General features: G+C 68.1%; 16 protein-coding genes and 2 tRNA genes. 11 read left to right on the top strand and 7 right to left on the bottom strand.

What is annotated here, in order from left to right:
- Nucleotides 1–2: 2 nt before the first annotated feature.
- Both AVT10_RS02260 and mutL read right to left on the bottom strand, forming a co-directional pair.
- Complete coding sequence (locus tag AVT10_RS02260) at nucleotides 3–2180, bottom strand: xanthine dehydrogenase family protein molybdopterin-binding subunit (RefSeq protein WP_066687757.1); 2178 nt, start codon at nucleotides 2178–2180, stop codon at nucleotides 3–5.
- An 11-nt stretch (nucleotides 2181–2191) separates the two neighbouring features.
- Nucleotides 2192–3967, bottom strand: a complete 1776-nt coding sequence (gene mutL / locus AVT10_RS02255; RefSeq protein ID WP_066687748.1) for a DNA mismatch repair endonuclease MutL — start codon at nucleotides 3965–3967, stop codon at nucleotides 2192–2194.
- 140 nt (nucleotides 3968–4107) lie between these two features.
- On the opposite strand from mutL, the gene AVT10_RS02250 reads away from it, so the two are divergent.
- The 7 genes from AVT10_RS02250 (at nucleotide 4108) to AVT10_RS02220 (ending at nucleotide 10006) form a co-directional block, all read left to right on the top strand.
- The gene (locus AVT10_RS02250) at nucleotides 4108–5148 is read left to right on the top strand and encodes a rod shape-determining protein (RefSeq protein ID WP_055756338.1); all 1041 of its coding nucleotides are present in this window, start codon (nucleotides 4108–4110) and stop codon (nucleotides 5146–5148) included.
- A 17-nt stretch (nucleotides 5149–5165) separates the two neighbouring features.
- Nucleotides 5166–6065 (top strand): rod shape-determining protein MreC, encoded by a 900-nt coding sequence (gene mreC / locus AVT10_RS02245; RefSeq protein WP_066687745.1) that lies wholly within the window; start codon nucleotides 5166–5168, stop codon nucleotides 6063–6065.
- Nucleotides 6062–6562: a rod shape-determining protein MreD gene (gene mreD, locus AVT10_RS02240; protein WP_066687742.1), complete on the top strand. Its 501-nt coding sequence runs from the start codon at nucleotides 6062–6064 to the stop codon at nucleotides 6560–6562. Before mreC ends, mreD begins: the two co-directional genes overlap by 4 nt.
- Nucleotides 6559–8595: a penicillin-binding protein 2 gene (gene mrdA, locus AVT10_RS02235; protein WP_066687740.1), complete on the top strand. Its 2037-nt coding sequence runs from the start codon at nucleotides 6559–6561 to the stop codon at nucleotides 8593–8595. The genes mreD and mrdA overlap by 4 nt, the downstream gene beginning before the upstream one ends.
- The gene (gene rodA / locus AVT10_RS02230) at nucleotides 8592–9728 is read left to right on the top strand and encodes a rod shape-determining protein RodA (protein ID WP_066687738.1); all 1137 of its coding nucleotides are present in this window, start codon (nucleotides 8592–8594) and stop codon (nucleotides 9726–9728) included. The genes mrdA and rodA overlap by 4 nt, the downstream gene beginning before the upstream one ends.
- A gap of 112 nt (nucleotides 9729–9840) precedes the next feature.
- Nucleotides 9841–9916: transfer RNA gene (locus tag AVT10_RS02225), tRNA-Lys, on the top strand.
- 14 nt (nucleotides 9917–9930) lie between these two features.
- Nucleotides 9931–10006: transfer RNA gene (locus AVT10_RS02220), tRNA-Lys, on the top strand.
- A gap of 355 nt (nucleotides 10007–10361) precedes the next feature.
- Here AVT10_RS02220 and AVT10_RS02215 read toward each other — a convergent pair.
- Nucleotides 10362–13706 (bottom strand): autotransporter domain-containing protein, encoded by a 3345-nt coding sequence (locus AVT10_RS02215; protein WP_084401261.1) that lies wholly within the window; start codon nucleotides 13704–13706, stop codon nucleotides 10362–10364.
- Between the two features lie 309 nt (nucleotides 13707–14015).
- Here AVT10_RS02215 and AVT10_RS02210 point away from each other — a divergent pair, with 309 nt between their 5' ends.
- On the top strand, nucleotides 14016–17312 hold the full coding sequence (locus AVT10_RS02210) for a glycosyltransferase (RefSeq protein WP_066687735.1): 3297 nt from the start codon (nucleotides 14016–14018) through the stop codon (nucleotides 17310–17312).
- A gap of 2 nt (nucleotides 17313–17314) precedes the next feature.
- Here the strand turns inward: AVT10_RS02210 and AVT10_RS02205 are convergent, their stop codons facing one another.
- On the bottom strand, nucleotides 17315–17614 hold the full coding sequence (locus AVT10_RS02205) for a hypothetical protein (protein ID WP_066687732.1): 300 nt from the start codon (nucleotides 17612–17614) through the stop codon (nucleotides 17315–17317).
- A gap of 117 nt (nucleotides 17615–17731) precedes the next feature.
- On the opposite strand from AVT10_RS02205, the gene AVT10_RS02200 reads away from it, so the two are divergent.
- On the top strand, nucleotides 17732–18037 hold the full coding sequence (locus tag AVT10_RS02200) for a hypothetical protein (RefSeq protein ID WP_066687729.1): 306 nt from the start codon (nucleotides 17732–17734) through the stop codon (nucleotides 18035–18037).
- 2 nt (nucleotides 18038–18039) lie between these two features.
- On the opposite strand, the gene AVT10_RS02195 is transcribed toward AVT10_RS02200, so the two are convergent.
- The 3 genes from AVT10_RS02195 to AVT10_RS02185 are packed head-to-tail and all read right to left on the bottom strand — an operon-like array spanning nucleotide 18040 to nucleotide 20436.
- The gene (locus tag AVT10_RS02195; protein ID WP_232307834.1) at nucleotides 18040–19341 is read right to left on the bottom strand and encodes a sensor histidine kinase; all 1302 of its coding nucleotides are present in this window, start codon (nucleotides 19339–19341) and stop codon (nucleotides 18040–18042) included.
- A gap of 41 nt (nucleotides 19342–19382) precedes the next feature.
- The gene (locus AVT10_RS02190; protein ID WP_066687725.1) at nucleotides 19383–20066 is read right to left on the bottom strand and encodes a winged helix-turn-helix domain-containing protein; all 684 of its coding nucleotides are present in this window, start codon (nucleotides 20064–20066) and stop codon (nucleotides 19383–19385) included.
- Nucleotides 20038–20436: a hypothetical protein gene (locus AVT10_RS02185; protein WP_232307833.1), complete on the bottom strand. Its 399-nt coding sequence runs from the start codon at nucleotides 20434–20436 to the stop codon at nucleotides 20038–20040. Before AVT10_RS02185 ends, AVT10_RS02190 begins: the two co-directional genes overlap by 29 nt.
- Nucleotides 20437–20565: 129 nt before the next feature.
- Here AVT10_RS02185 and AVT10_RS02180 point away from each other — a divergent pair, with 129 nt between their 5' ends.
- Together AVT10_RS02180 and AVT10_RS02175 are read left to right on the top strand one after the other, a co-directional pair.
- Nucleotides 20566–21609 carry a LacI family DNA-binding transcriptional regulator gene (locus AVT10_RS02180; protein WP_084401257.1) on the top strand — a complete coding sequence of 348 codons (1044 nt, stop codon included), beginning with the start codon at nucleotides 20566–20568 and terminating at the stop codon, nucleotides 21607–21609.
- A 135-nt stretch (nucleotides 21610–21744) separates the two neighbouring features.
- Entirely contained in the window at nucleotides 21745–22758 is a 1014-nt protein-coding gene (locus tag AVT10_RS02175) for a ferritin-like domain-containing protein (RefSeq protein WP_066687720.1), read from the top strand.
- Nucleotides 22759–22766 lie beyond the last annotated feature (8 nt).

Genomic DNA, 22766 nt, shown 5'->3' with positions numbered 1-22766 from the left:
ATTTACTCCAACCCCACCAACACCTTGTCGACGGTAATCGGATACTCCCGAACCCTCACCCCACAGGCATTGTACACCGCGTTCGCGACCGCCGCGCCGACGCCGCAAATGCCCAGCTCGCCCGCGCCCTTCGCCTTCATCGGCGACGAATAAGGGTCTGTCTCGTCAAGGAACACGACTTCCTGATGCGGAATATCGGCATGGGTCGGGACATGATATTCGGCGAGGTCGTGATTGATGAACCCGCCCAGCCGCGGATCGACGACCAGTTCCTCGGTCAACGCCGCGCCCACGCCCATCGTCATCGCGCCCAATATCTGGCTGCGTGCTGCCTTCGGGTTCAGTATGCGTCCGGCGGCAAAAACGCCCAGCATCCGGCGGACGCGAACCTCCGCGGTATCGGCGTCGACGCCGACCTCGACGAAATGCGCGCCGAAGGTCGCCTGCACGAACTTCTTCGTCAGGTCGCCGAACTCGATCCGGTCCTCAACCTCGATTCCCGCACCGCCCGCCGCCTCGCCCAGCGCGACCGACTGGTTGCCCGACCACACCCGGCCCTCGGCGAAGCGCGCCGTCGCGGGGTGGAACCCGACCGCCTCGGCGATCCGGTCGCGTAGCCCCACGCAGGCGGCGTAGACCCCCGCCGTCGAGCTGTTCGCACCAAACTGCCCCCCCGACCCCGCGGACACCGGGAAGCTCGATTCGCCCAGCCGGACCGTCACCTGATCCAGCTCGACGCCCAGCATCTCGGCGGCGGTCTGCGCCAGGATCGTATAGCTGCCGGTGCCGATATCGGTCATGTCGGTCGTGACCGTCACCCGGCCATCGCCGGCAATCCCGACCCGCGCCGCCGACTTCAACACCATGTTGCCGCGATACGCCGCCGCCATGCCCACGCCCACCAGCCAGCGCCCCTCACGTCGCCGGCCCGGAACCGGATTACGCTCGCGCCATCCGAAACGCTCTGCCCCCTCGCGCAGGCACCCGATCAGATCGCGGTGCGAAAAGCGGCGCTCGGGCTTTTCCGGGTCGACCTGCGTATCGTTCAGCACGCGCAGTTCGACCGGGTCGATCGCCAGCTTTTCGGCAAGCTCGTCCATCGCCGCTTCGATCGCCATCATCCCGACAGCCTCGCCCGGCGCCCGCATCGCGCTGGATTCGGGCAGGTTCAGCTCGGCGAGCCATTCGACCACCCGACGATTCGGCGCGGCATAGAGCTGCCGCGTCTGCGCGCCGGCACCCTCCGGACTGCCGCCGGGCAGATCGCCCGACCAGCTTTCATGCGCGATCGCCTGCAACCGCCCGTCTGCCGCCGCGCCCAGCCATAGTCGCTGGATCGTCGACGACCGGTGCGTGGTGTTGTTGAACATTTGTGGCCGGGACAGCACAACCTTGACCGGCCGCCCAACCTGCCGCGCGGCGACGGCAGCCAACACCGCATCGGCACGGACCCACAGCTTACCGCCGAAGCCGCCACCGACATGATGCGCGACGATCCGCACCTTGTCCTTCGGCATCTTCAATATTTTCGCCATGTCGCGTGCCGCCCAGTCGACCATCTGGTTCGCGGTCCACAGCGTCAGCGCGTCACCCTCCCACGCCGCGATCGACGCGTAAGGCTCCATCATCGCGTGGGCATGATCGGGCGTGGTGTAGGTCGCATCGACCTGCACCGGCGCATCGGCAAAGGCACGGTCGAAATCGCCATGTCCGTTCGACCGGAACGGCTTGTCCGCCCCGCGCGCGGCCGCGTCCGCCAGATCGAAGGCACCGTCCGCCGCCGAATAGTCGACCTGTACCAGCTTCGAAGCCGCGCGTGCCGCCTCGAAACTTTCGGCCACTACCAAAGCCACCGCCTGGCCGAGTTGATCGACCTGCGGCCCGGCAAGCATCGGCACCTTGTGATCCTCGCCGATACCCAGCGGCCCGGCATTCTCGTGTGTCACCACCGCCAGCACGCCCGGCGCTGCCAAGGCGTCCGCCGCGTCGATCGACACGATTCGCCCGGTCGCGATCGTCGTGCCGACGACCACGCCATAGACCTGCCCCGCCACCGCGAACTCGGCGGCATAGGTTGCCCGTCCGCTGACCTTCAACGGCCCTTCGATCCGATCGGTCGGCCGTCCCAGCACCCGCATCGCATCGGTCGGGTTGGCGCCGGCGGCTTCGGTGAACTTCATGGCGCTACTTCCTATTTCCGTCCGAACAGCTTCTCGATATCGCCATGCGCCAGTTTGATCCACGTCGGTCGACCATGGTTGCACTGGCCCGAATGCGGCGTGACCTCCATCTCGCGCAGCAGGGCGTTCATCTCGACCACCGACAACACCCGCCCGGCGCGAACCGATCCATGACACGCCATGGTCGCCGCGACATGGTCGATCCGCTCTTTCAGCGACAGCGCGGCATCATGCGCGCGGATTTCGTCGGCAAGGTCGGTGACGAGGCCGATGACGTCGCCCTGCCCCAGCATCGCCGGCACGGCACGCACCAGCATCGCGCGCGGGCCGAACCGTTCCACCTCCAGTCCGAATTCGGCGAGTTCCTCCGCCTTGTCCTCCAGCGCGTCGCACGCGATCTCGTCCAGCTCGACCACTTCGGGGATCAGCAGCGCCTGCCGTGCCACGCCGCCCGTCGCCATTGCCGCCCGCATCCGCTCCAGCACCAGCCGTTCGTGCGCGGCATGCTGGTCGACCAGCACCAGCCCGTCCTCGGCCTCCGCCACGATATAGCTTCGCGCGACCTGCCCGCGCGCCGCGCCCAGCGGAAATTCCGTCGAGGCCGGCGGAGGCTCGACGGCCACCTCAGCGCGCGCCTGGGGCGGCGGCGCGAAGAACGTCGGACGCTTGTCGTGAAAGGCGAAGCCCGGGGACACGCTCGTCTCGGCAAGCGGCGGCAACGGCATTGCCGGGGCCGTCACCGGCGCCACCGGCTCGGTCGTCCATGCCGCCATCGCATCGGCGGCGGGACGCTGCACCGCGCGAAACCCCGCCTCGTCGAGTGCGCGCCGCAAGCCACCGACGATCAGCCCGCGCGCCGCCGCCGGATCGCGAAAGCGCACCTCGGTCTTGGCCGGATGGACGTTGACGTCGATAAGGTCGGGATCGACATCGAGGAACAGCGCGACCACCGCATGCCGGTCCCGCGCCAGCATTTCGGCATAGGCACCGCGCACCGCGCCCGACAGCAGGCGGTCCTTCACCGGCCTGCCATTGACGAACAGATATTGATGGTCCGCGACGCCCCGGTGGAAGGTCGGCAGCCCGGCGACGCCGCCCAGCCGCATCCCTTCGCGTTCCCAGTCGAGCCCGACCGAGTTCATCGCCAGCGCGCGATCGGTCAGCGCCGCGACGCGTTCCGGCCGCGATTCGCCCGCCTGCACGCCCAATATCCGGCGCCCGTCATGTTCGAGGGTGAAAGCGATATCGGGTCGCGCCATCGCCAGTCGCCGCACCTGATCGACACAGGCCGCGAATTCCGACCGGGGCGAGCGCAGGAACTTGCGCCGCGCCGGCACGCGGGCGAACAGCCCCTCGACCCGAATGCGCGTGCCCGGCGGGACCGCGGCGGGGCGATCCTCGACCACCTCACCATTGTCGACGGTGCGCAGCCACCCCTCCGCCCCGGCCGGGCGGCTCTCGATCGACAGGCACGCGACACTGGCAATCGACGGCAACGCTTCGCCGCGAAAACCCAACGTCGTGACCGCTTCGATCCGGTCGTCGGGCAGCTTGGAGGTCGCATGCCGTTCCAACGCGAGCGCCATGTCGGCCGGCCCCATGCCGCAGCCATCGTCGCTAACCTCGATCAAATCGATGCCCCCGCCCGCCAGGCGGACGAGGATGCGGCCGGCGCCGGCGTCGATCGCGTTCTCGACCAGTTCTTTCAGCGCGGAAGCGGGGCGTTCCACCACTTCTCCCGCAGCGATGCGGTTGACTAGATGCTCGGGCAGACGGCGTATTGACATGGGGGTCGCTCTAGCCCAAGCGGCGCCATCCCGCGACCCGCTTCCGCCATCTGGCAACCGACTGGAACCCCGGTCGGACGGGTCGAGGTACAAGCTGCGAACCGCCGCGTCGGGACACGCGGATAAGGACGGAAGTATCGATGGCCTTCTCGCGTTTCTTCAAGTTCATGTCGCATGATATGGCGATCGACCTCGGCACCGCCAATACGGTGGTGTACCTGCGGGGTCGCGGTGTCGTGCTGAACGAACCGTCGGTAGTGGCGGTCGAGACGCTGAACGGGGTCAAGCGGGTGAAGGCGGTCGGCGACGACGCCAAGCTGATGATGGGCAAGACCCCCGGCTCGATTGAGGCGATCCGCCCGATGCGCGACGGCGTCATCGCCGACCTCGACGTCGCCGAACAGATGATCAAGCACTTCATCCAGAAGGTGCATGGCCAGCGCCGCTTCATCCGCTGGCCGCAGATCGTGATCTGCGTGCCCTCGGGCTCGACCAGCGTCGAACGCCGCGCGATCCGTGACGCAGCCTCGAACGCCGGCGCATCGCAGGTCTGGCTGATCGAGGAACCGATGGCGGCCGCGATCGGTGCCGACATGCCGGTGACCGAACCGATCGGGTCGATGGTCGTCGACATCGGCGGCGGCACGACCGAAGTCGCCGTCCTGTCGCTGCGCGGCCTCGCCTATTCGACCTCGGTCCGGGTCGGCGGCGACAAGATGGACGAAGCGATCGTCAGCTATGTCCGCCGCAACCACAACCTGCTGATCGGCGAAGCCACGGCCGAGCGCATCAAGCAGGAAGTCGGCACGGCAAAGCCGCCGGCCGACGGCATCGGCACGCTGATCTACGTCAAGGGTCGCGACCTCGTGAACGGGGTGCCGAAGGAAATCCAGATCAACCAGGGCCAGATCGCCGAGGCGCTGTCCGAACCGGTCGCCGCGATCGTCGAGGGCGTCCGCATCGCGCTGGAAAACACCGCCCCCGAACTGGCCGCAGACATCGTCGACCAGGGTATCGTGCTGACCGGCGGCGGCGCGCTGCTGCAGGGTATCGACGAAGTGCTCCGCGACGAAACCGGCCTGCCGGTGACGGTCGCCGAAGACCCGCTGACCTGCGTCGCGCTCGGCACCGGTCGCGCGCTGGAGGATCCGATCTACAAGGGCGTCCTGCTCGCCGTCTGACATAGGGATTGGGGGGCATGGCGCCGCCACGCAACCACCGTCCGGGCTTTTCGCGGCGGGCGCAATATACGGTGTTCGCCGGGTACGTGCTGGCGGCAAGCGGCGCGCTCGTCGGGGCGATCCTGCTGCTGATCTCGATCATCGATCCCCGCGCCTTCTCCGCGCTGCGCGGGGCGATGCGGGAGGCGACGACCCCGATTTCCTCAGGCGCCGACTGGGTGTGGGACGGAGTGGCATCGGTGCCCGCAGGGATCGGCGACTATTTCGGCGCGGTGTCGGAGAACCGCCGTCTGCGCGCGCGGGAGGAGGCGACCCGCCGCTACCTGATGCAGGCGCGGCTGCTGAACCGCGAAAACGCCCGGCTGCGCACGCTCCTCGCCTTGCGCGACCGGTCGGCCGCTCCGGTGATTACCGCCCGTCTGGTCAACAGTTCGGCCAGCAGCACCCGCCGCTTCGCGACGCTTAACGCGGGGTCGCGACAGGGCGTGATGCGCGGACAGCCGGTGCGCGGACCCAACGGCCTGATCGGGCGCATCGTCGAAACCAGCCCCAACACCGCCAGCGTGCTGCTGATCATCGATCCCGAAAGCATCGTGCCGGTGCGTCGCACGCGCGACGGACTGTCGGCGATCGTCGCCGGCGTCGGCAACGGCATGGTCGAGGTCCGCACCGCCGGCGTCGTCAACGCGCCGCTGCTGGCCGGCGATGTCTTCGTCACCTCGGGCACCGGCGGCATCTATCCGCCGGGCGTGCCGGTCGCCCGCGTCTCGCGCAGCCAGCGCGATGTGGCACCCGCCCGTGTGTTCGCCGAACCCGACGGGCTGGATTTCGCACTGGTCGAGCGCGCGTTCCTGCCCGCACCGGTTCCCCGCCCGACCCCTAGCGCCACGCCGACCCCGACGCCCGCCGCCGAATGAAGCTGCTCGGCCCCGACGACGGTCGCGCCGAACGCGTGCTCACGCGCAAGGCGGTCGCGAGCATCCTCGCCGGTTCGCTCGTCACGCTGTTGCCGGTCGTCGCCACCGTGCCGTTCCTGCCGCCCTTCGGCCTGTTGATGTTCCTCGGCTGGCGGCTGCTTCGACCGGGCGCGCTGCCCGTCTGGGCGGCAGCACCGCTCGGCCTGTTCGACGACCTGGTGAGCGGCCAGCCGCTGGGCAGTGCGGTGCTGTTGTGGCAGCTTTGCTCGTTGATGCTCGATCTGGTCGATACCCGTCTCGTTACCCGCGATTTCTGGCAGGACTGGCTGCTCGCCGGCGGGTCGATCGCCCTCTGCCTCGTCGCCGGCCGAGCTTTTGCCACCCGGCTGTCGGCGCAGGTCGATACCGTGCTTTTGTTTCAGATCGTCGTATCGATAGCGTTGTTCCCGGCCGCCACAAGGCTATGTACCGCACTTGGTGGTAGCGAGGATGAATGAGCAGGATCGTCACCGAGGCCGCACAGGCTTTCAGCTTTTCCAGGCGCGCGATGGTGCTGGGCGGGGCGCAGGTGGCGGTGGGCGTCGTGCTGGCGGGGCGGATGGCATGGCTGTCGGTCGCCGAGAACGAGCGCTATAACCTCCTCGCCGAAAGCAACCGCGTCAACCTGACCATGATCCCGCCCCGCCGTGGGTGGATCATCGATCGCCACGGCGCGCCGATCGCCAACAATCGCACCGATTTCCGGGTCGACCTGATCCCCGACCGGCTGGAGGATCGCGACCGGGTGCTCGGCGAACTGCGGCAGTTGCTGGCACTGACGCCGGAGGACATGGCCCGCATCCAGACCGACCTGAAGCGCGCCGGCAACTTCACCCCGGTCCAGGTCGCCGAGAATCTCGACTGGGAACGCTTCGCGGCGGTCAGCGTCCGCCTGCCCGAACTCCCCGGCGTCCAGCCTACCCGCGGTTTTTCGCGCAGCTATCCACCGGGCGCCGCGGTCGCGCATATCACCGGCTATGTCGGCGCTGCGACCGCCGAACAGTTCAAGGAAACCCGCGACCCGTTGATGGTCACACCGGGTTTCAAACTCGGCAAGGATGGCCTTGAAAAGACGCTGGAATCGCAGCTTCGCGGGACGGCGGGCGCCAAGCGCGTCGAGGTGACGGCGCGCGGCCAGATCGTGCGCGAACTCGACACGCGGCCCGACAAGCAGGGTAAGAATGTCCGCCTGACCATCGATCTCGGGCTACAGGAATATGCCGCCCGCCGGCTGGGGCCGAACTCCGGCTCGGCGGTGGTGATGGACGCGGTTACCGGCGACGTGCTGGCGATGGTGTCGATGCCCGCCTACGACCCCAACAGTTTTTCGGACGGGATCGGCCGGCTCGAATGGAAGATGCTGTCGGGCGACGACCATATCCCGCTGATGAACAAGACGCTGCAGGGGCTGTATCCGCCCGGATCGACGGTCAAGCCGATGCACGGCCTTGCCATCATGAAGGCCGGCGTCGATCCTCACCGCCGCGTCACCTGTTCGGGCGTGTTGCAGGTCGGCACCGGCCGCTTCCACTGCCACAAGCGTGGTGGCCATGGCCCGCTCGACCTGATCGGGGCGGTAGCACAGAGTTGCGATATCTATTTCTACACCATGGCCCGCGAACTGGGCTACGACGCGTTCGCGACCACCGTGCGACAGATGGGACTGGGGCAGAAATTCGAGCTTCCGTTCCAGTCGCAACGTTATGGCACCGTGCCAGACAGCGCGTGGAAGCTGCGGAAATATAAGCAGAAATGGACCGTCGCCGACTCGGTCAACGCGTCGATCGGGCAAGGCTATGTCCTGAGCAACCCGCTGCAGCTGGCGGTGATGGCTGCGCGACTGGCGCAGGGGCGCGAGGTCGTGCCGCGCCTGCTGCTCGATACCGCCCATAAGCCGGCGCCCTCGATGGGGATCGATCCGGAAATGCTGGCGACGGTGCACCGAGCGACCTGGGCGGTGGTCAATGGCGGCGGCACCGCCGGCCGATCGCGCTTTCAGGGGCTGCCGGAGGGCATCCAGCTGGCCGGCAAGACCGGCACCGCGCAGGTGCGTCGCATTACCATGGCGGAGCGTCGCACCGGTGTGCTGGGTGATAGCGCGATCCCGTTCCGGATGCGCGACCACTCGCTGTTCATCGGCTACGCCCCCGCCGCCGCGCCGCGCTACGCCGTATCGGTCGTGCTGGAGCATTCCGGCCATATCTATACCGCCGCGCCGATCGCCAGCGACATTCTCTCATGGCTGTTCGACCGTGACAAGGCGATGGCCCGGCTCGAACCGCTGGAGCGCGAATGGGGCGGCGACGTCCAGACCCGGATGGCGGCACAGTGGAAGGCGTTCGAGGCCGAACAGACCGCACCGGTCACCACCGTTCCCGCGACACCGGCCGATGTCGAGGGCGCGACGACCAACGTCGTCGACACCGCCGCCAACCAGAGCGCCCCCGACACCGCGGTGGCCCAATCCAACGTGACTGAACGGACCGAATGAAGCGCATCAACCAGACGACCTCGCACGGGCTGGGCTTCGTTCCGGCACCATTGGCGAAGCTGCCGTGGCGCGTCCTGTTCCTGTTGCTGGCGATCGGCGGGTTCGGGCTGGTCGTCCTCTTCTCGGCGGCTGGCGGCAGCGTACAGCCCTGGGCGTCGCGACAGGGGCTGGCCTTCGCCATCTTCCTGTTGGCGGCCATCGGCATTTCCCGCATCCGCATGAGCTTCTGGCAGGGGATCGCCCTGCCCGCCTATGCCGTCATCACCGTGATGCTGGTGCTGGTCGAACTGGTCGGCGCGGTGAAGGGCGGGTCGCAGCGCTGGCTCGACCTCGGCTTCATCCGGGTACAGCCATCGGAATTCATGAAGCCCGCCATCGTGCTGGCTCTGGCACGCTTCTACGACCTGTTGCCGGCGGGTGAGATACGTCGCTTCGGTGCGGTGTGGCCGGCGGCGGCGATGCTGGGAATCCCGGTCGTGCTGGTCATGCTTCAGCCCGACCTCGGCACCGCGCTGATGATTACCGCAGGCGGCCTGACGGTGATGTTCCTCGCCGGCCTGCCGCTTCGACTGTTCGTCGGCGGTGCGCTGGGCGTCGCCATCGCCGCGCCGCTCGCCTTCAACTTCCTGCTGCACGAATATCAGAAGAACCGCGTGCTGATCTTCCTCAACCCCGAAAGCGACCCGCTCGGCACCGGCTATCATATCAGCCAGTCGAAGATCGCGATCGGGTCGGGCGGCATCTTTGGCAAGGGGTTCCTGAACGGCACGCAGAGCCATCTCGACTATCTGCCCGAGGGGCATACCGACTTCGTGTTCGCGACCATGGCGGAGGAATGGGGGCTGGTCGGCGGCGTGCTGCTCATCACCGCCTTCATCCTGCTGGTGCGCTGGGGCGTCGGCGTCGGCGTCCGCGCGGAGGGGCGTTTCTCGAAGCTGGTCGCGGGCGGGCTCGCTACGACGATCTTCTTCTATGTCGCGATCAATCTCGGCATGGTCATGGGGCTGGCTCCGGTCGTCGGCATCCCCCTGCCGCTGGTCAGCTATGGCGGATCGGCCCAGATGACGGTGCTCGGCTGCATCGGCATCCTGATGGCGATCGACCGGGAGAATCGTGATCGCGTCCGGTTCTGACGCTATTTTTCGGAAATCTGAAAAATAGGGTTTGCGTGGGGCCAAAGGTTCGCTAAAGGCGCCGCTCCAACGGCGGATCGGCCAGCCCGGCCCGCCCCATCGCCCAGGCGACGGACGCATAGCTCAGTTGGTAGAGCAGCTGACTCTTAATCAGCGGGTCCTTGGTTCGAGCCCAAGTGCGTCCACCACCTGTCCAGCGAATGGACGCATAGCTCAGTTGGTAGAGCAGCTGACTCTTAATCAGCGGGTCCTTGGTTCGAGCCCAAGTGCGTCCACCATTCTCCCCAGACCGGCCGGAAGGGTCCTCCCCATCGTAGCAGAACGCCTGGCGCGTTTCGGCCGATCCTGCGCTCGACGCAGTGGCATTCACCCGTTGCGGCGCTGTTCCTGATCGAAGACGCCATATCGTCGTCACCCTGGGCTTGACCCGGGGTCCCGCTTCCTCGCCGATCGCCACAAGTCGGGACCGCCGATCACCTCCGCGGTGGTGAAGCGATCTGGTGGCCCGCTCCCGATCCCGTTCGCCCAGCACCCTACCGCGCGCAAACAAGAAGGCGGCAGACCACCTGGACCGCCGCCTTCTCTCCGTTCACGCAAACGACCGGCGCGCTCACACGCGCCGGCTGCTACCCATCAGAAGCGCACCTTCACCGTACCGCGATACGACTGGTTGCGGATGTCGCGTTCGATCGTCGTGTCGGCCGCGACCGAGAATTCGACCTTGTCGCTGCCGAACGCGAAGCCGCCGCCGATCTCACCCCATTCATCGTCGCGGCTGGGCAGCGCGAACGCCACGCTCGGCCCGATGCCGTTCGCGAAGTTCGCGGTGAAGAACGCCGCGCGATCCTCGAACTCCCGGACATAATAGGCCGAGGCGAACGGACGGAAGCCGCCGAACGCTCCGTCGAGCACCGCACCGGCGCGGCCTTGGAGGCTGGTGTAGTTGTCTGCATCGTAGCGCAGCGCCGGACCGCCGCCGGTTTCGACCGTCGGGGTGAAGCCCAGCTGGCTGGCACGAACCGCAACGCGCGGGCCGATGTGCAGCTGGTCGGTGCCGAACAGATAGCCCGCGCCGACTTCCGCCGACAGCGCCAGCGCATTGTCGCGGGCGCGCAGCGTGAAGGGCGTGGTGCCCAGCGTCACGTTACGGCTGGTGCGCGCCTGATAGACGCCCGCACCGAACTGCGCATCGACGGTGACGCCCATCGGCGCCTGCACCTTGCCGTACAGCGTCCCCTGGATCAGCTCGCCGCGCGCCTGCTGGCCAAAGCGCTGCTGCCCGTCGACATCGCTGTACGACAGGCCGAAGCCGAGCACGGCGGTATCCGACAGCGCCTTTTCGACGCCGCCCGCGATGTAGAAGCCGTCGAACTCGTCGCGACCCGATGCCGGGTTCGTGCCCGGCATCCCCGGCGAACTGCCGCGGATATAGCCGCCCGCGAGGAACGCACTGGCATCGTCGGGCAGCACGCCCTCGCGGATCGAGGTGACCGACGCATCGGTCTGTGCCGCGACGCCCATGGTCGGGGCCATCACTGCCCCCACCACCACATCGCTCGGCCGCCCCATCACCGCCAGCGTGCCACCCAGCGGCTGCGCCGGATCGATCGCCGCCAGCCGTTCGCGATAGAAGCGGGCGACATTGTCCATCGCCACCGTGCCGATCGCGCGCTTGGTCGTCTCGCTACGCGGGGCAAGACCCTCCAGCGACGCCTGGATCCCGGCCTGGCTCTGCAGGTCGAGAATGCCGTAAGCGCCCGCCACCGCCGCATAGTTGCTGCGGTTCTGGTCGAGCAGTTGGGCATAGGCGGTCTGGATCGGCGTCTGCGCGACGACGCTCGCATAGCTGCCGGCATCGATCCGCGCGGTCACGCTGTTGGCGGTGTAGCTCAGCACCGGCCGCAGGATCGCGCTAAGCGCCCCCGGCTGGGCAAAGCGGCCACGGATTTCGCCGGCGGCGGTCAGGATCGTGTAGCTGTCGTTATAGCGGATCGTGCTGCCCGCCACCGGATTGAACAGCACCGATCCGCCGATGCTAGCCAGCCCGTCGGTGGTGCCGTTGCGGACCAGTGCGATCCTGTCCGACGCGCCATTGTTGCCGATGTCGATCGCCAGCTGCGTGCCCGACGCCAGGATCAGGTTGCCGCCGATGGTCAGCGTGCCGATCGTCCCGATCGTGCCCGGCGCGATCGTGCCGCTGACACTCGTTAGGAAGCGCGAATCGACCCGGCCCGAACCGCTGAGCAACCCGCCCAGCAGGAAATAATCCCCGCCGGTCGCCACGCGGCCGTCGACGATGGTCTGGCCGTTCAGCTGGTTGATCTCGATCAGGCTGGTGAGCGAGCCGGTGCTGGTGACGTTCAACCGCGCCTGGCTGTTGGCGATCGACAGGCGGTCGATGGTGACGCTGGTATCGAGCGTCGTGGTACCCGCCGCGCCGAGCGTCACGTCGAAATAGCGTCCGACGATGCCCGACGCCTTTACCGGGTTCGTGTTGTTGGGGACGAAGTTGGTCGCACCCGGCAGGCCGTTGGCCAAAGTCGCGGCGGCACGCGCCACCGCGGCGGGACCGCGGTCGACCGGGTCCTGCGCGACCGCCACGCCGTTCTGGTAATAGATGCCGGTCGCCAAATCCTTGCAGATCGAGCTCGACGCGCTTTCGAAGCACAGCTGCCCGAAATCGCCGCCCGATCCGGCCTCACCCTGGCCCGCGGTGGTCGGCACGCCGTTCACCAGCTTGCCGTTCTGGATCACCTGATAGCTCGGGTCGAGCTCGGTCTGCCAATGGGTCGCGTCGGTCCACTTCGCATCGCCCGCCTTCGCGCTGACATAGCGGTAGGGGTTCGAGGCGACGATATAGTCCCAATAGAGATAGAGCGGCTGATAGAAGGACGTCGTGCCGTAGGACGACGACGGCTGCGCGGCATAATAGCGCGTGCCGCCCGAGAGTACGCCCAGCACGACCGGCTTGCTATACGTCTTGTCGAGGATCAGCGGACCACCCGAATCGCCGCCGGCGGTGATGCCTTCGTTCGGAAGCGCATTGTCCTTGAACAGGTTGAAGTCGAACCGGCTGGCCGACGCCGTGCCGCGACGCGGATCGTCGAGGTCGGTCATGTACAGGTTCTGGTTCAGCGTCCGCGCCGTGTCGCCATAGAGGAACAGGTCGACATCGCTGAGCGAGGTCAGCGCGCCGAGATAATTTTCCGCCACGCGACGACGATAATCGATCCCGCCGGTATCGCCGTTCAGCCCGGTACCGTTGCGGCCATAACCGGTGATGACGACATGATAGCCGGTGCCGGTGGCGTTGTTGATCGACGACGGCGCGGGCAGTGCCGAGAACAGCAGCGCCCATGCCGGGATACCGACCGCCGGCGTGTCGAGCGTCGCAATGGCGACGTCGGCCTGCAGGAAGCCGCGATTTTCGGGCTTCAGCGAGTCGGTCAGGTACGACACCTGATTGACGTTGAACATCGCATTGGCGGGGGTCGACCGGAACGCGGTCACGCCGGTCGTGGGATTACCGAACAGCCAGTCGCGCACGCCCTGCAGGTTATCGGCCTTGAAACCGAACGCCATCTGCTTGTTGCCGGTTTCGGTGCCATAGGCGCTGGCCGGACTGGTGTTCATGCAGTGCGCCGCCAGGATCACCATGCGCGGGTTGACCAGCGTGCCGGTGCACAGGCTCAGGCTGCCGCCGCCCTGATTGATGAACATCTGCCCGACGCCGGTGATGTCGTTCGGGTCGCGTGCCGTCGTGGGCGTGCCCGGCGGGTTGATGACGACCTGCGGCTCGTCGACCGACGACCCGCCCGGCATCACACCACCCGGCGCAATGCCCAGCGGAGCGACACTGACCGGCGCGCTGCCGATCGGAGCAACGCTCACCGGTGCGGCGGAGATCGTGCCGGCATGCGGTGCATGGACGGACTCCGTCGGACGCTCCTGCGCCTGTGCCTGCACGGCGAACGGCATCACCGATGTCAGCAACGCGCAACGAGCCATCCGGCGGAAAGCCGCCGATCGACGCTGTACCATGTAAATCCCCCTATACTTCGAACGGCCCGGAAAACGCCGTGATTGCGGCATCCTATGCTTTGTCGGGGGGCTGTCAATTCATGCCGGGTCGTATCGATCATCAATAATCCGGAATGCGCAACCTGTTGCAAAGCGGCATCACGCGCCGTCCTGCCCGCGTGACCAAAAATTCATGTGGCGCTCACCGCCCGGCGCGGCCCGATCCCGTAACGCGGCCGGCACAGTCGTTATTGAGGTCGCCGCCACGTGAGCAAGCCCATCTTCTTCGATCCCACCGGCCGGCGCGGCATCTGGGCGAGGCGCGGGGTCGCGCTGCTGATCCTGGCGGTCGTGCTGGCGGCGATCGCCTTTGCGACGACACTCGTACTGACGCCGCGCACGCTCGGCATGCCCCTGCCCTTCGCGCGGCGGCATGGCGAAGCCTTCGCGCCGCGCAACGACGGGTTGGCGAACCATCGCCGCTGGCTGCCCCGCACCAGCGCGCCGACGCCGGGATCGCCGCTGACCATCGGCTTCTACGTCCCCGACACCGCCGGCGGGCTGTCGTCGCTCCAGCGGCACATGACCGGCCTCGACTGGGTCGTGCCGGCCTTCGTCACCGTCGTCGGGCAGCAGGTCCATGCGATCGACGATCCACGCCTGACACAGCTCATGGCCGCCACGCGCCACGCGCCGAAGGTGCTGCCGATGGTGCAGAACCTGACCGACGAAAACTGGGACGGCGCAGGGGCCGCAAAGATGCTGGCCGATCCGCAGGCCCGCGCGGCTTTGGTGGCGCAGCTGGCCGGCTATGCGCAGGCGCATCACGCCGCCGGTCTGGTCATGGACTATGAAAGCCTGCCCGCCGCAGCGGTCGCCCGCTATCCCGCCTTCCTCGCGCAGCTCCACGCCGCCCTGCCCAAGGGCGCGATCCTCGCCGTCACCGCGCCGGCGGGCGATCCCGAATGGCGACTGGCCGATATCGCCCGCGCCACCGACCGGGTGATCCTGATGGCCTATGACGAACATTGGGAAAGCGGCACCCCCGGCCCCATCGCGTCGCAACCCTGGTTCGTCGATCAGGTCGAACAGGCCATTCGCCAGGTCGGTCGCGACAAGCTGGTCGTGGCGCTCGGCAGCTATGCCTATGACTGGCACGATGGCGGCGCCGATGCGCTCTCGATCGAGGAAGCCTGGCTCGCCGCGCACGACTCATCGGCCCCGGTCGGCTTCGACCGGTCGAGCGGCAATGCCGGCTTCACCTATGACGACGAACGCGGCAGCCGCCATCAGCTGTGGATGCTCGACGCCGCGACCAGCTGGAACGAACTGGCGGCGCTGCGTCGGTTGGGGCTGGACGATGTCGCGCTGTGGCGACTGGGCAGCGAGGATGCCGGCATCTGGAACGATTTCGCCGCCTTCCGCACCGCCGGGCGCGTGCCGCGGCTCGGCCGCCTGCGAAGCGCGGTCAATGTCGATGTCGAGGGATCGGGCGAAGTGCTGCGCATCACCAGCCGCCCGACGGATGGCCACCGCCTGCTGCAATTCGACCGCGACGGCATGATCGCCGACGAACGCTACACCGCGCTCCCTACCCCCTATGTCGTGCAGCGCACCGGCAGCGCCGATCCGAAGGCGATCGCGCTGACCTTCGACGACGGCCCCGACGCTACGTGGACGCCGCCGATCCTCGACGCGCTGGAAAAGGCCGGGGTGCCCGCCACCTTCTTCGTCGTCGGCGAAAACGCGCTCGAACATCCGGCGCTGTTGCAGCGGATCGTGGCCGATGGCGACGAGATCGGCAACCACAGCTACACCCACCCCAACCTCGCCACGACCGGCGAACGCACGACCAAGCTGGAGCTGAATGCCACCCAGCGGCTGATTCAGGCCTATACCGGCCGGTCGACCACGCTGTTCCGCGCGCCTTATTTCGGCGATGCCGAACCGACGACGATGGACGAAATCGCACCCGCGCTGCTGGCGCAGGACCTCGGCTACACCGTCGTCGGGCTGCACGTCGATCCCAACGACTGGCAGCGGCCGGGCACCGACGCGATCGTGCGGCAGGTGGTGGAGCAGGTCGAGGACGCCAGCGCCGACAGTTCGCGCAACGTCGTGCTGCTGCACGATGGCGGCGGCGACCGGCAGCAGACGGTCGATGCCCTGCCGCAAATCATCGCGATCCTGAAGGCGAAGGGCTATCACTTCGTCACCGCATCGCAGCTGGTCGGCGTGCCGCGCGCCGTCGCGATGCCGGCGGTGACCGGACGCGACCTCGCGGCGGTCCGCACCGATGTCGCCATCTTCATCGTGCTGGCGGCGATTGCGGTCGGCCTCGCCTGGCTGTTCTACCTCGCCATCGGTCTCGGCATGGCGCGCGCGGTGCTGATGGCGGCGCTGGCATGGTTCCAGTCGCGGCGGACGCGCCCGACCCCGCCCGACTATCATCCCAGCGTCTCGGTCATCATCCCGGCATATAATGAGGAGCGGGTAATCGCCGATTCGGTCGCGCGGGTGCTGGCCAGCGACTATCCGGGGCTGCAGGTGATCGTCGCCGATGACGGGTCGAAGGACGCCACCAGCGCCGTCGTGCGCGACCGCTTCGCCCGCGATCCGCGCGTCACGCTGCTGACGCTCGCCAATGGCGGCAAGGCGGCGGCGCTGAACCGCGCGCTGTTGCAGGCGGAGGGCGAGGTGATCATCGCATTGGACGCCGATACCCAGTTCGAACCGACGACCATCGCCCGGCTGGCGCGCTGGTTCGCCGATCCGAAGCTGGGGGCGGTCGCGGGCGATGCGCGGGTCGGCAACCGGGTGAACCTCGTCACCCGCTGGCAGGCGGTCGAATATATCACCGCGCAGAATCTCGAACGCCGCGCACTCGCCGGGTTCGATGCGATGACGGTGGTGCCCGGCGCGGTCGGTGCCTGGCGGCGCGCGGCACTGGATGCGGTCGGCGGCTATCCGGAGGACACGCTGGCCGAGGATCAGGACCTGACCATCGCCATCCAGCGCGCCGGCTGGCGCGTCACCTACGACCCGCGCGCCGTCGCGTGGACCGAAGCGCCCGAGAGCTTCAAGGCGCTCGCCAAGCAGCGCTATCGCTGGGCGTTCGGCACGCTGCAATGCCTGTGGAAGCATCGCCGCGTGCTGCTGACCGGCAAGCCCGCTGGCCTCGCCCGGATCGGCCTGCCCCAGGCATGGCTGTTCCAGATCTTCTTCGCCGCCATCTCGCCGCTGATCGACCTCGCGCTGATCCTGTCGATCGTCGGCACGGCCGTCCGCGTCGCGCAGCATGGCTGGGCACAGACCAGCGGCGATGTCGGGCAGATGGGCCTGTACTGGCTGTGCTTCACCGCGATCGACGTCTTCTGCGGCTGGATCGCCTATCGGCTCGACGGCAACAAGACGCGCTATCCCGCCCATCTGCTCGTCGCGCAGCGGCTGGTGTACCGGCAGATCATGTACTGGGTCGTGCTGCGCGCCATCGCCTCGGCGATCGGCGGGTTCGTGGTCGGATGGGGAAAGCTGGAGCGCAGCGGCCGGGTGGAGGCGGCGTGAGGTCAGAAGGGAATCTTCAGCCGCACCATCAGTCGTGGGATCGTGATCCCGCTGCCCAGCGCCGCGCTCTCACCCTCGACCGCGGCCTTGGCGTCACCAATCCGCACTTCCGCCCGCATCGGCTCTTCCGCCGCAGCGGGCGGGGCATTCAGGCGATAGCGGCGGCTGTCGCGCTCGCCGCACACGACGATCTCGCCGTCGTCTTCCGCCTTGCCGCATTTCGGTTCGGGCGACAGCGGCGTCAGGTCGATCCGCGCGGGCGGTTCGGTGCCCGCCTGCATCAACAGAAGCAACGCCCACATCGCCCGTCTCCTTCCGGTCAAGGAATGTTCCCGCGAAATACGGCACGGCAAAGGCAGCCCCTTGGAGCATCGACCGCCACCTTGCCCGAGTCCTCCCGGCATCCTAGCTGATAGCTCATGGTATTCGATCTGGGCCGGGCGATGCGCAAGAAGGCGGAGCATGAAACCGCGCGCCTGCTCGACTTCGAATTTCGCATGCGGGTCCGGGCCACCCGCATGCTGCTGTCACGCCTCGGCCTCGACGAAACCGTCGCTGCCTCGCTGGTGGCCACCATGGCGGAAGACGCCGCCCTCGCCCATGTCACGCAACTTGCCGGCACCGAAATCGACTCCGTGACCGCGTCCTATCGCGACTGCCTGACCATCGCCCATCGACAACTGGTCGCCGAACGCGGCGACCCGACCCCGCACCGCCTCGCCTGACCCTACACGGCGATCGTCATCCGCGCGACCAGCCCCGGCGCATTGTCGCCCAGCTCCAGCGTGCCGCCATGCAGATGCGCGACCGCCGCAACCAACGACAGGCCCAGGCCCGCCCCGCTTTCGGTCCGCGCCGCATCCAGTCGCCCGAAGCGCCGCAGCGCATCGTCGCGCCGGTCGGGTGGGATACCCGGACCATCGTCGGCAACGATGATCGCCACGCTGCCCTCCGCCTGCTCGACGCCGACCCGGATAACACCAGCGCCATATTTCAATGCGTTATCGACCATATTTGCCACCGCCTGTCCGATCATTTCGCGATTGGCGGGAACGGTCACACCGCCGCCATCCACGACGCGGATCGCCAGCCCGCGGTCCTCGGCCAGCGGTTCGAACATGTCGGCGACATCGGCGACCAGCGCGGACAGGTCGACCGGCTGGAACGCCTCCCGCCCGATGCCCGCCTCCGCCCGCGTGATGCGCAGCGCGGTGTCGAGCATCCCGAGCAACCGGTCGCCCTCATCCATCGCCCGCAGCACCGCGACCCGCCCCTCCTCGCTCTCCGCCGCCGCCAGCGCGCGTTCCAGCGTCGCGCGCAGCCGGGTCAGCGGGGAGCGCAGGTCATGCGCCAGCCCATCGGTCGCCAGCTTCAGCTCGCCGACCAGCATCGCGATCCGGTCGAGCATCGCATTGACCGACCGGCCCAGCGCCTCGAACGCGTCGTTGCCCCCGTCCAGCGCGACCCGCTGCGCCAGATCGCCCGCCGTCACCGCCGCCACCGTCTGTGCCGTCCGCCCGAGCCGCGCCGCGATCAGCCGCGCCGCCGCCCATCCGGCCAGGGCGGCCAGCAGCAGCGCGACGACCATCGCCGCGACCATCGCCGCCTCCATCGCGCCGACGAACGCCAGCTCGCCCTCGATCACATGGCCGGTCAGCAGCCGCGTCCCATCGGGCAGGACGGTGCCGATCACCCGCATCGCCTCCGGCTGGCTGCGCGCCACGCGAAAGATTTCGATGGTCGATGGCGGTCCGATCACGACATTCGGGGGCCATGCCGCCACATTGCCCGCCAGCACCCGCCCGTCGCGCCCGATCACCAGCACGACCGATTGCGGCCGGTCGCTCCGGTCCAGCCGCGCCTCGGCGACGCGCACCAGCCGGTCGACCCCGCCCGACGCCCATCCGTCCAGCAGCGTCGCGCGCAATCGCCCCGCCTCGTCGGTGGCATTGGCGGTCAGCTGCTTTTCGGTAATCGACCGGACCGTCAACAGCACGACCGCCGACCCGGCAATCTGCAACGCGAACACCAGCGCGGCAAAGCGCAGCGTCGCCGACCGGCTCCACCGGATCAGGCGTCGGCTCCCAGCTTATAGCCCGACCCGCGCACCGTATGCAGCAGCCGGCGTTCCTCACCCTCGTCGATCTTGCGCCGCAGCCGGCTGATATGCACGTCGGTCACGTTGCTGCCCGGATCGAAATGATAGTCCCACACGCCCTCCAGCAACATGGTGCGGGTCACCACCTGCCCGGCATGGCGCAGCAGATATTCGAGCAGCCGGAACTCGCGCGGTTGCAGGTCGATGACCCGCGTCCCCCGCCGCACCCGCCGGGCAAGCAGATCCATCTCCAGATCGTCGCAGACGAGCTTCGTCTCGACCGCCGGCCCGCCCGCCTGTTGCCGCCGGGTCAGCAGCCGGACGCGGGCGAGCAGTTCGGCGAACACGAACGGCTTGGTCAGATAGTCGTCGGCCCCCTGGGTCAGCCCGGCGACCCGGTCGTCGGGCGATCCCATGGCCGACAGGATCAGCACCGGCGTAGCGACCCCGGCGGCCCGCATCGCCGCGACCGCCGCCATGCCGTCCATCTGCGGCAGCATCCGGTCCATGACGATACAGTCGTAGCCGCCGTCAATGGCATGGAACAGCCCGTCGCGCCCGTTGGTGGCGCGATCGACGTTGAACCCGGCCTCGGTCAGCCCCTTGGCGATATAGCTGGCGGTTTGTTCATCGTCCTCGACGATCAGGATCTTCACCTTGGCCCTCCGTTGGTCGCCGCCATATCAGCGTGCGGCCCACGCCGTCACCCCTTGCCGCGACATGCAGGCGCGCGACGCCGTCGCCCTCCGCACGCAGCAGCATGTCCGGCGTCGGCGCGCCCGATCCGTCGACCCGGTCGATCACATCGCCGACGCGCAGCCCCGCTTGTGCAGAGGCGCCACCAGTCTCCAGGCTGGTGACGATCAACCCGTCCGGCGCCTGGGTAACGGACAGCGTCGCGCCGCCGGCCGTCACTGCGCTCCGCCCGCTGGCAAGGACGCTGGGTCCGACCAGGGCAAGGGCGACCAGACCGCTCAGCGCGATCCCGCGTACCGGCATTCCCGACCTGCGCCCGATCGCGTCCATCGCCACCTCCTTCGCCGCCACCCTGCGCCATGCCGGGCGTCCGGCGGATGGGCGGCACATGAAGATCGCGTCATCTTCGCACCTGCGAAGGTTGACATGCGCGCGGCGGCGTGGAGGAAGATGGCGCCCATGAAATCCCCGCGATCGCGCCCGTCCCGGCGCATCACCATCGTCGATGTCGCGCGCCATGCGGCGGTATCGACGAAAACCGTGTCCCGCGTGCTGAACGGCGAACCGCACGTCACCGATGCGGTGCGCGACCGGGTGCGCGAAGCGGTGCGCGTGCTCGACTATCACCCCAACATCATGGCGCAGGGGCTGGCGCGGCAACGCTCCTACCTGATCGGGCTGGTCTATGAAAATCCCTCGCCCAGCTATGGCGTCGACCTGCAGATGGGCGTGCTCGACCGGTTGCGCGGCGAACGCTACCGGCTGGTCGTGCTGCCGGTGCGTTCGGTCAACGACCATGCGGATGAGGTCGTCGGTCTGCTGCGCTCGGCCGCGATCGACGGCGTGGTGCTCGCCCCGCCGGCATCCGACAGCCGCCGCATCCTCGACGAACTGGTCGGGATCGGGATGCCGTTCGCCCGCATCTCGCCGACCCAGTTCGACGATATCGTGCCGGGCGTCGTCGTCGACGACGTGGTCGCCGCGGCCGAAGTCGCCGGCGCCGTCCTGGCGCAGGGCCATCGCCGCATCGGCATCATCAAGGGCGATCCGACCCATGCCGCCAGCAGCGCGCGCATGACCGGCTATGCCGACGCCTTCGCCGCCGCCGGCGCTCGGATCGATCCGACGCGGGTCATCGACGGCCTGTTCACCTTCGATTCGGGCTTTGCCGCCGCGCGGACCCTGCTCGACCGGCCCGACCGGCCGACCGCGATCCTTGCCCAGAACGACGACATGGCGGTCGGCGCGCTGATGGCCGCGCGCGAACTGGGCATCGACGTGCCGCGCGACCTGTCGATCGTCGGGTTCGATGATTCGGAAATCGCCCGCATCACCTGGCCGCGCATCACCACCATGCGCCAGCCGGTGTTCGACATGGCGGTCAGCGCGACGTCGTTGCTGCTCGATCAGCTGTCCGGCACGCCGGTCCCGGCGACCATCGCCCACGAACACCGCCTGATCCTGCGGGAATCGATCGCGCCTCCGCCGGTCGCTGGGGGGTAGCATCGCGGCACGACAGCCAATACAGCACGCTACAGCGATATGTCGGTCGGCCTGACCCGCATATCATCGAAGGAGAGGTCCGGGTCGTTCCGTCATCCACGGAACGGGGCCGCCAGGGTTTAAGGGAACCGGTAGATGACCGACGAGACACAGATGGTTGCAGCCCTCGACGCGCGGGTGCGCCGACGCGAGGAACGCCGGGACTTCTTCCGTGCCTTTGGCGCGGTGGCGGCGGTCGGCACCGGCCTCGCGCTGACCTCGTGCGGCGGCAACGACGACAACTCGCCCACCCCGACGCCCAGCGGCACGCCGACGCCGACCCCGACGCCGACCGCAACGAACAGCAGCGGTTTCACCGACCTCGACGTGCTGAACTTCGCGCTGAACCTCGAATATCTCGAAGCGCAATTCTATGCGTTCGCCGCCAACGGCACCGGCCTGGCTGCCACGCTGCTGACCGGCACCGGCACCGCCGGGACCGTGACCGGCGGCAAGAAGGCCAATCTGAGCGACCCGATCGTCGCCAACTATGCCCGCGAAATCGCACAGGACGAAGTGGCGCACGTCGAATTCCTGCGCAACGCGCTGGGCACCGGGGCAATCGCGATGCCGAACATCGACATCAGCGCGACCGCGACCAGCGCCTTTTCGAACGCCGCGCGTGCCGCCGGCCTGATCGGTCAGGGCGCGACGTTCGATCCCTATGAGAATGACGACAATTTCCTGCTCGCCGCCTTCCTGTTCGAGGATGTCGGCGTCACCGCCTATCGCGGCGCGATGGGCGGCATCGCCAACGCGCTGATCCGTCAGGCGGCGTCGGGCATCCTCGCCGCCGAATCCTATCACGCGGCGATGATCCGCTCGGCACTGTACATGCGCGGGCTGACCACCCCGACGCTGATCGATTCGACCGAAGCGATCTCGAAGGCGCGCGACGATCTCGACGGCGCCAGCGACATCGATCAGGGCGTGCGCCCGATCGAGGACCAGTCGAACATCATGCCGTTCGATTCCACCAACGGCCTCCCCTATGGCCGCACCACCGGACAGGTGCTCAACATCGCCTATCTGAACCGGAACGCCGTCACGACGGGCGGCTTCTTCCCCGCCGGTGTCAACGGCGCCATCAAGTCCAGCGCGGCGAACTGAGCCTTTCG

Origin of the sequence: Sphingomonas hankookensis, from assembly GCF_001619955.1 — a bacterium.
Taxonomy (GTDB): domain Bacteria; phylum Pseudomonadota; class Alphaproteobacteria; order Sphingomonadales; family Sphingomonadaceae; genus Sphingomonas; species Sphingomonas hankookensis_A.
This window is presented reverse-complemented; position numbering and strand designations above follow the sequence as displayed.

What these genes read in the sequence shown, in the direction of transcription:
- AVT10_RS02260 (WP_066687757.1), bottom strand. Translation starts at nt 2,180, where the DNA reads ATGAAGTTCACCGAAGCCGCCGGCGCCAACCCGACCGATGCGATGCGG.
- mutL (WP_066687748.1), bottom strand. Translation starts at nt 3,967, where the DNA reads ATGTCAATACGCCGTCTGCCCGAGCATCTAGTCAACCGCATCGCTGCG.
- AVT10_RS02250 (WP_055756338.1), top strand. Translation starts at nt 4,108, where the DNA reads ATGGCCTTCTCGCGTTTCTTCAAGTTCATGTCGCATGATATGGCGATC.
- mreC (WP_066687745.1), top strand. Translation starts at nt 5,166, where the DNA reads ATGGCGCCGCCACGCAACCACCGTCCGGGCTTTTCGCGGCGGGCGCAA.
- mreD (WP_066687742.1), top strand. Translation starts at nt 6,062, where the DNA reads ATGAAGCTGCTCGGCCCCGACGACGGTCGCGCCGAACGCGTGCTCACG.
- mrdA (WP_066687740.1), top strand. Translation starts at nt 6,559, where the DNA reads ATGAGCAGGATCGTCACCGAGGCCGCACAGGCTTTCAGCTTTTCCAGG.
- rodA (WP_066687738.1), top strand. Translation starts at nt 8,592, where the DNA reads ATGAAGCGCATCAACCAGACGACCTCGCACGGGCTGGGCTTCGTTCCG.
- AVT10_RS02215 (WP_084401261.1), bottom strand. Translation starts at nt 13,706, where the DNA reads ATGCCGTTCGCCGTGCAGGCACAGGCGCAGGAGCGTCCGACGGAGTCC.
- AVT10_RS02205 (WP_066687732.1), bottom strand. Translation starts at nt 17,614, where the DNA reads ATGTGGGCGTTGCTTCTGTTGATGCAGGCGGGCACCGAACCGCCCGCG.
- AVT10_RS02200 (WP_066687729.1), top strand. Translation starts at nt 17,732, where the DNA reads ATGGTATTCGATCTGGGCCGGGCGATGCGCAAGAAGGCGGAGCATGAA.
- AVT10_RS02185 (WP_232307833.1), bottom strand. Translation starts at nt 20,436, where the DNA reads ATGGACGCGATCGGGCGCAGGTCGGGAATGCCGGTACGCGGGATCGCG.
- AVT10_RS02180 (WP_084401257.1), top strand. Translation starts at nt 20,566, where the DNA reads ATGAAATCCCCGCGATCGCGCCCGTCCCGGCGCATCACCATCGTCGAT.
- AVT10_RS02175 (WP_066687720.1), top strand. Translation starts at nt 21,745, where the DNA reads ATGACCGACGAGACACAGATGGTTGCAGCCCTCGACGCGCGGGTGCGC.